The sequence below is a fragment of the Nocardia cyriacigeorgica NBRC 100375 genome (assembly GCF_000308555.1).
GTDB classification, from domain to species: Bacteria; Actinomycetota; Actinomycetes; order Mycobacteriales; family Mycobacteriaceae; genus Nocardia; species Nocardia cyriacigeorgica.
On sequence record NZ_BAFY01000182.1, the window covers coordinates 1 to 7,866 of the forward strand.

The 7,866-nt window shown below is 66.3% G+C and carries 9 protein-coding genes; 2 read left to right on the plus strand and 7 right to left on the minus strand.

The window, feature by feature from the left end; all coding sequences use genetic code 11:
• The 6 genes from RJ05_RS17845 to RJ05_RS17870 all read right to left on the minus strand — a co-directional run.
• On the minus strand, positions 1–1,201 hold a 1,201-nt coding region (locus tag RJ05_RS17845; RefSeq protein ID WP_036538665.1), incomplete at its 3' end, for a caspase, EACC1-associated type.
• The gene (locus RJ05_RS17850) at positions 1,194–1,553 is read right to left on the minus strand and encodes a hypothetical protein (protein WP_036538668.1); all 360 of its coding nucleotides are present in this window, start codon (positions 1,551–1,553) and stop codon (positions 1,194–1,196) included. The genes RJ05_RS17845 and RJ05_RS17850, both read right to left, overlap by 8 nt.
• Positions 1,554–1,680: 127 nt before the next feature.
• Positions 1,681–3,762, minus strand: coding sequence for a class 1b ribonucleoside-diphosphate reductase subunit alpha (nrdE, locus tag RJ05_RS17855; RefSeq protein WP_228798876.1), 2,082 nt, complete (start codon positions 3,760–3,762; stop codon positions 1,681–1,683).
• 62 nt (positions 3,763–3,824) lie between these two features.
• Positions 3,825–4,310: a class Ib ribonucleoside-diphosphate reductase assembly flavoprotein NrdI gene (nrdI, locus tag RJ05_RS17860; protein ID WP_051016673.1), complete on the minus strand. Its 486-nt coding sequence runs from the start codon at positions 4,308–4,310 to the stop codon at positions 3,825–3,827.
• 40 nt (positions 4,311–4,350) lie between these two features.
• Positions 4,351–4,581 (minus strand): redoxin NrdH, encoded by a 231-nt coding sequence (locus RJ05_RS17865; RefSeq protein WP_014352286.1) that lies wholly within the window; start codon positions 4,579–4,581, stop codon positions 4,351–4,353.
• A gap of 491 nt (positions 4,582–5,072) precedes the next feature.
• Positions 5,073–5,642 carry an NAD(P)H-dependent oxidoreductase gene (locus RJ05_RS17870; protein ID WP_036538670.1) on the minus strand — a complete coding sequence of 190 codons (570 nt, stop codon included), beginning with the start codon at positions 5,640–5,642 and terminating at the stop codon, positions 5,073–5,075.
• A gap of 198 nt (positions 5,643–5,840) precedes the next feature.
• Between RJ05_RS17870 and RJ05_RS17875 the strand changes: the two genes are divergently transcribed.
• A complete protein-coding gene (locus RJ05_RS17875) occupies positions 5,841–6,461 on the plus strand; it encodes a TetR/AcrR family transcriptional regulator (RefSeq protein ID WP_036538677.1) in 621 nt (206 codons plus the stop codon).
• A gap of 6 nt (positions 6,462–6,467) precedes the next feature.
• Positions 6,468–7,292, plus strand: coding sequence for an NAD(+) synthase (nadE, locus tag RJ05_RS17880; protein WP_036538672.1), 825 nt, complete (start codon positions 6,468–6,470; stop codon positions 7,290–7,292).
• Positions 7,293–7,358: 66 nt separating this feature from the next.
• On the opposite strand, the gene RJ05_RS31440 is transcribed toward nadE, so the two are convergent.
• Positions 7,359–7,866, minus strand: a 508-nt coding sequence (locus tag RJ05_RS31440) for an ECF subfamily RNA polymerase sigma-24 subunit (protein WP_036538679.1), incomplete at its 5' end; no start/stop codon positions are given.

The following is a 7,866-nucleotide window of genomic DNA, read 5'->3' on the forward strand; positions in this document are numbered from 1 at the left end:
ACATCTTCTTGCGGGACCGGATCTCGGCCACGATGGTCTGCAGCAGCGAGAGCACCTGCTCGGGTTCGTCATCACCCGCGACACCGGCGATATGCGGTAGCGCACCCATCGACCCGAGCCGGTTGCTCGACTCCAGCACGTAGATCTGCGCTTCGTCGGGGGCATGAGTGAGCGCCAGCGAGCCGGTGAGGGTACGCAGCAGGGTGCTCTTGCCTGCGCCGGCGCGCCCGACGACGAGCAGGTTGCCGTCGGGGCCGGCGAGATCCAGCCAGACGGTCTCCCCCGCGGCACCGTCGGTGCGCCGTTCCTGGCCGACCGGCACCTTCAATCGTCCGGTACCCCACCAGGCTTCGGCCCGCAGACCGAGGGTCGCGTCCTGCTCCAGCCGTCCGAGCAGGCCGCCGAGCTGCACCCGGTCGCCCACCTCGACCGCACCGGGATGCCTGCGCCGCACCTTGGCGATATACACCTCGTCCTTGAGCAGTCCGTAGTGGTTCGGCGTCTGTCTACTGGTGCGGGCACGCACTTCGGCCAAGGTGTAGGTCCACAGGTCGTGGGCGCTGATGCGGCCGCTGCCGTTGTCGGCCAGGCCGGTGCCGATCCCCTTGACCATGGCGGCGGTGAAGATCGACAACGGTGCCGACTGGTCGGCACCGTTGCGCCCGTCCTCGGCGGTTTCCACCGCACTGGTCGCGGTGAGCACGCAGATGCCCTCGCCCGCGGCGAGTTCCTGGCCGACGTCGTCGATGGTCGGGGTCGACTTCATCACGTCGGCCCCGAGAAACGCTCCGCTGTAGCAGCAGTCGAGCAGGATGACCTTGGCCGCGGCCGCCGAATCCTTGATGAGCTCCCGGATGAAGGTGGCCGAGATCCCGGTGCTCGACAGCAGCTGCGGATCGGTGTTGCTGGTGGCCAGGTACAGATTCTGCCGAGTACGCAGGCCGTGGCCGGAGAAGTAGAGCAGCACCACGTCGTCGGGGCCGGCGCCACGAAACAGCCGCTCGATACTGCGCTCGATTTCGGCCTTCGATTCGTTGATCAGCAGATCGGTGGGCCGGAAGCCGCCGATTTCCGGGTCGCGCAACAACTCTCGCAGCTGTTCGGCGTCGGAGACCGGCGCGTAGAGCCGCGACAGCCCGTCGAAATGGTAGGTGTCGTTGGCGATGAACAACGCGATGCGTTGTCCGGCCGGGCTATTCATCGGTGAGCAGATCCAGCAGCCGGTCGATCTGTTCGGCCGAGGCCGCGGTGATGGTGAGCTCGTCCTCGCCCTTCTTGATGGTGATCGAGCGCGCCCCGGCCCGGTCGATGAACTTGGCGACGATATCGCGGACCAGCAGGGCCGCCGTCGCGAGCGCCCCACCGGAGACGGCGAGCTGGCCGATCTGTTCGACGACACCGGTTTTCGCGCCGTCCGGCGCGGCGACGGCCACCGAGCGCACCCGCACCCCGCGGATCTCCTCGAGGTCGGCGCGTAGCTCGCCGGTGACCTGATCGAGCCAGTCCGACCCGCGGCGACCTCCGCCGTCGATCACGAATACGACATCACCCACGGCCGCCGCCCCTCTGGTCACACACTCCCTATGCGACCACAATAGCGCCGGGTGCCGACATAGTCGCCAAAAGAAATGGCGCGGAACGGTGTTCACCGATCCGCGCCACCGACGAGCGTCAGATGATTCAGAGCATGCAGCTGACGCAGTTCTCGATTTCGGTCCCCTGCAACGCCATCTGACGCAGCCGGATGTAGTACAGGGTCTTGATTCCCTTGCGCCAGGCGTAGATCTGGGCCCGGTTGAGATCGCGGGTGGTGGCGGTGTCCTTGAAGAACAGCGTCAGCGACAAGCCCTGGTCCACGTGCTGGGTGGCCGCGGCGTAGGTGTCGATGATCTTCTCGTAGCCGATTTCGTAGGCGTCCTCGTAGTACTCGAGGTTGTCGTTGGTCATGTAGGGCGCCGGGTAGTAGACGCGCCCGATCTTGCCTTCCTTGCGGATCTCGATCTTCGACGCCACCGGATGAATGGAGCTGGTGGAGTGGTTGATGTAGGAGATCGAGCCGGTGGGCGGCACCGCCTGCAGGTTCTGGTTGTAGATGCCGTGCTCCATCACCGAGGCCTTGAGCTCACGCCAATCGTCCTGGGTGGGGATGCGCACGCCCGCCTCGTCGAAGAGCTGACGCACCCGATCGGTCTTGGGCTCCCACACCTGATCGGTGTACTTGTCGAAGTATTCGCCGCTGGCGTACTTCGATTCCGGGAAGCCGCCGAAGTAGCTGCCGCGCTCGATGGCGATCCGGTTCGACGCCCGCAGCGCGTGGTAGACCACGGTGTAGAAGTAGATGTTGGTGAAGTCGATGCCCTCTTCGGACCCGTAATGGATCCGCTCGCGCGCCAGGAAACCGTGCAGGTTCATCTGCCCGAGACCGATCGCGTGCGATTGGTTGTTGCCCTGTTCGATAGAGGGCACCGAGTAGATGTGGGTCTGGTCCGAGACCGCCGTCAGCGCCCGGATCGCGGTCTCGATGGTCTTGGCGAAGTCCGGCGAGTCCATCGTCTTGGCGATGTTGAGCGAGCCCAGGTTGCAGGAGATGTCCTTGCCGACCTTGGCGTAGGACAGATCGTCGTTGAACTCCGACGGGGTGGAGACCTGCAAGATCTCCGAGCACAGGTTGGAGTGGGTGATCTTGCCCGCGATCGGGTTGGCCCGGTTCACCGTGTCCTCGAACATGATGTACGGGTAACCGGATTCGAACTGCAGCTCGGCGATGGTCTGGAAGAACTCGCGCGCCTTGATCTTCGACTTGCGGATGCGCTTGTCGTCGACCATCTCGTAGTACTTCTCGGTGACGTCGATATCGGCGAACGGCTTGCCGTAGATGCGTTCGACGTCGTACGGCGAGAACAGGTACATGTCCTCGTTCTTCTTCGCCAGTTCGAAGGTGATGTCGGGGATCACCACACCGAGCGAGAGGGTCTTGATGCGGATCTTCTCGTCGGCGTTCTCCCGCTTGGTGTCGAGGAAGCGGTAGATGTCGGGGTGATGCGCGTGCAGGTACACCGCGCCCGCGCCCTGCCGCGCACCGAGCTGGTTGGCGTAGGAGAAGGAGTCCTCGAGCAGCTTCATGATCGGGATGACGCCGGAGGACTGATTCTCGATCTTCTTGATCGGCGCACCGTGCTCACGGATGTTGGTCAGCAGCAGCGCCACCCCGCCGCCGCGCTTGGACAGCTGCAAGGCGGAGTTGATGGAGCGCCCGATGGACTCCATGTTGTCCTCGATGCGCAGCAGGAAGCACGACACCGGCTCACCGCGCTGCTTCTTGCCCGAGTTCAGGAAGGTGGGGGTGGCCGGCTGGAAGCGGCCGTCGATGATCTCCTCGACCAGCTCGCGGGCCAGCTGCTCATCGCCTGCGGCCAGCGTCAGCGCGACCATGCACACGCGGTCCTCGAACCGCTCCAGGTAGCGCTTACCGTCGAAGGTCTTGAGGGTGTAGGAGGTGTAGTACTTGAACGCGCCGAGGAAGGTCGGGAACCGGAACTTCTTGGCGTAGGCCTGCTGGAACAGGCTCTTGATGAACTCGCGGCTGTACTGGTCCAGTACCTCGCGCTCGTAGTAGTTCTCCTCGATCAGATAGTCCAGCTTCTCGTCCAGGTTGTGGAAGAAGACGGTGTTCTGATTGACGTGCTGCAAGAAGTACTGGTGGGCGGCCTCGCGGTCCTTGTCGAACTGGATCTCGCCGTTCGGGCCGTACAGGTTCAGCATCGCGTTGAGGGCGTGGTAGTCGAGTACCTCGCCGCCCTCCGCGCCCCGGATCGGGGCCTGCTCTAGGCGGGCCGTCTTACCGGTCGGTGCTGTCGTTGTTGCTGCCAAAACAATCCCAATCCCTCTCGGACGCGCTCGACGTCCTCCGCGGTTCCCATGAGTTCGAAGCGATACAGGTACGGCACCCCGCATTTGCGCGAGATCACCTCTCCCGCATAGCAGAAGGTCTCGCCGAAGTTCGTGTTGCCGGCCGCGATGACCCCGCGGAGCAGGGCGCGGTTGTGCGGGTCGTTGAGGAACTTGGCGACCTGCCGCGGTACGAAGTCCTTGTCGGACCGGCTCCCCCCGAGAACGTGCCGACCGCCCCCGTAGGTGGGGACGATCAGCACGTAGGGTTCGTCGACGCGCAGCGAATCGGCGGTGTGCAGTGGTATGCGAGTCGCCGGGAGACCCAGCTTCTCGACGAAACGATGTGTGTTCTCCGACGCGCTGGAGAAGTAGACCAGCGCGTTGTCCGAGGAGTCGGCGGAGTCGGACGACTCGGACATGGCCACCTCCCTCTCACATCGGAAGGACGGATGCGTCGGATCAGGCCGCGACGGCCAGCGACTTGATGCGGTCGGGCCGGAAACCGGACCAGTGCTCCTCGCCCGCGACGACCACGGGGGCCTGCAGGTAACCCAGCGCCATGACGTAGTCACGCGCCTCGGCGTTCTCGGAGATGTCGATGACTTCGTAATCCACCCCGGCCTTGTCGAGGGCCTTGTAGGTGGCATTGCACTGGACGCAAGCGGGCTTGGTGTACACGGTGATGGTCATTGACGATGTCCCTCTCTCCTATGCCTGATCCACAGCCGGTGATCCGTATGCAGTGCCTGTGACAGCAAGATCCTGTGTTGCTGCGCAAACTCCTGGATCTGGCCCGAAATCCCCTGCTCGGGCCGGTCCTCACTGGGTCGGGCTAGGTGTTCTCGCTTGCCCCGCTCCAGTACCGAAGACACTACACCTAGTGGCCGACACTTTGGAACAACACGACATGTTGCGAGTCACAAGAATGAAATTTCGCCGCCGTAAGTCCCTGGACAGTCGATTCGCAAGCCGACACGGCCGTGTCGCAGATCACAATTCGGCAGCTCGGCGCTTCCCCAGCAAACCCTTGCATCACGCCGGTCACAGCCGTCTCGAGCGCCCCCCGCGCCTATCCCGCCCCATCGTCACCACCCCCTCGGTCGAGGCCTTCGCGACCCGGAAACGACGGCGCCGTCCGCATCCGTCGAAGGATGCGGACGGCGCCGTCGGCAGTCGAGCGATCAGGCCGAGACGAGCTCGTCTCGCGCGGCGGCGACCAGTTCGGTGATCGTGGCCGACAGGGCGGTCAGCGCCTCGGCGTCCTCGCGCGGATGCGCGGCGCCGAATCGCTCCCCGATCGTGGCGAAGTGCAGATGCGCCGTCTCGACGATCCGCCCGCCCGCGACACCGACCGACTTGACCGCGTCGCCGTGCGCCCAGCGCGCCGCGTTGGGGCTGATGGAGGCGCTCACCACCGCGACCGGCTTGTCCTTGATGGCACCGGCGCCGTACGGGCGCGAGAGCCAGTCGATGGCGTTCTTCAGCACGGCAGGCAGGGTGCCGTTGTACTCGGGCGTCACCAGCAGCAGGGCGTCGGCGTCGACGGCCGCGGTCCGCAGCGCCTGCGCGGCAGCCGGCACCGAGCCCTCGACGTCGAGGTCCTCGTTGTAGAACGGGATGTCGGCGAGACCCTGATAGATCGAGATCGCGGCACCCTCGGGCGCGATCTGCACCGCGGCCTCGGCGAGCTGACGATTGATCGAGCCGGCGCGGAGGCTGCCGACGAGGGTGAGGATGCGGGTGGTGCTCATGTCTTCTCCTGGTCTACTCGTAGCGACTACCAATGTAAGCTATGGGTTGATAACCGGACCGTGGTCCGAATAATTCCTACCGAAGTAGGCGTGCCACCAGTGAGCTACAACATCTCTGTGCCCGATCCCCTCGCAACCGGTGCCACCCCGCCTCCCGGCCGCACCCGTCCGGCGGCCGGAGCAGGCGAAGTCGGACCGCTGCTCGATATCGGCGCGCCGCTACCGGGAACCGCCGAACCCACCGAGCGCGCCGACGCCGCGCGCAACCGTCAGCTCCTGCTCGATGCCGCCCAGCAGCTGGTGCGCGAGCACGGCGTCGACGGACTCACCATGGACGCCCTCGCCAAACGCGCGGGCGTCGGGAAAGGGACGGTCTTCCGCCGCTTCGGCAACCGGACCGGGCTGATGCTCGCCCTGCTCGACCACTCCGAACGCAAATTCCAGGAAGCGTTCATGTTCGGGGCGCCGCCGCTGGGCCCTGGCGCGCCGCCCGTGCAACGGCTGGTGGCGTTCGGGCGGGCGCGACTGCTCGACATCGAGGTCGAAGGCGAGCTGCACCGGGCGGCGGAGATGGGCTCGGCCGACGAACGCTACGGCGGACGGCCCTACAACCTGCTCAAGACCCACGTCTCGATGCTGCTGCGGCAAGCGGCGACCCCCGGTGACATTCAATTGTTGGCCGATGCGCTGCTGGCCGCGCTGAGCGCGGCGCTGGTGCTGTACCAGATCCGGGCGCAGGGCTACACCAGAGAGCAGATCGGCGATCATTGGGAAGGTCTCGTTCGGCGTGTGGCGGGGCCGCTCCCGCCAGTAGAGTGAGCGGCTATGGGGAACCTGCGTGCACAGATCATCGCCGAGCTCGGCGTCCAGCCGTCCATCGAGCCGAAAACCGAGGTCCGGCGCCGAATCGATTTCCTCAAGGACTACCTGCGTGCCACCCCGGCCAAGGGCTACGTCCTCGGCATCAGCGGCGGCCAGGACAGCGCGCTGGCCGGCCGGCTGTGCCAGCTCGCCACCGACGAGCTGCTGGCCGAGGGTGTCGAGGCCACCTTCGTCGCGGTGCGGCTGCCCTACGGCGTGCAGGCCGATGAGGCGGACGCGCGGATCGCGATGAACTTCGTCGCGCCACAACGCTCGGTGGTGGTCAATGTGCGACCCGGCGCCAACGCCGTTGCCGCCGAGGTCGCGTCGGGTTTGCAGGTGCCCAAGCTGCGCGATTTCGTGCGCGGAAACATCAAGGCCAGGGAACGGATGGTGATCCAGTACGCGATCGCGGGCCAGGAGAACCTGCTGGTGATCGGCACCGATCACGCGGCCGAGGCGGTCACCGGATTCTTCACCAAATTCGGCGACGGCGGGGTGGACCTGACCCCGCTCACCGGCCTGACCAAGCGTCAGGGCGCTGCGCTGCTGCAGGAGCTCGGCGCACCGGCCTCCATCTGGTCCAAGGTGCCGACCGCCGACCTGGAGGACGATCGTCCCGCGCTGCCCGACGAGGAAGCACTGGGCCTGCGCTACAGCGAGATCGACGACTACCTCGAGGGCAAAGAGGTCAGTGCCGAAGTGGCCGAGCGGGTCGAGGACATCTTCCTGAAGACCCGCCACAAGCGCACGGTGCCGGTCACCCCGCTCGACGATTGGTGGCGCTGAGCCGCGCGGACCGGCGACCGCGCCGCCACAGCGAATGCCGGGTACCGCGGCGCCGCTGAGCCGTCGCTAGTTCGGCCACTCAGGATTCACCGCGCCCGCTTGCCGCGCGGCGATCACCTCATCGAGGCGGCGTCGCAGGAATCGCGCCGCCGGATCGTTGCCGATCCGCGCCAGGGCCTCGCGATAGTGCTGCGCCGCTTCGCGGGTGCGCCCGGCCCGGCGCAACAGGTCCGCGCGGGTGGCCGGGATCAGATGGCTGCCCGCGAGGCGAGGATGGCCTGCCACCTCGTCCAGGGTCGCGAGCCCCGCCTCGGGTCCGTCCCGGAAACCGATGGCGACGGCGCGGTTCACCGCGACGGCCGGCGTCCAGGCACCGGCCGCCAAGTCGTCATAGGCGGAAACGATGGCGGCCCAATCGGTGCGTTCCCAGCTCGGCGCCACCGCGTGCGCGGCGGCGATCCGCGCCTGCGCGAGATACTTTCCGGCGCCGGCGTTCTCGGCGGCCGTGACCAAGCAGGAGAGTCCGGCCCGGATCTTCGCCCGGTCCCAGTGGCGGCGATCCTGCTCCCTCGAG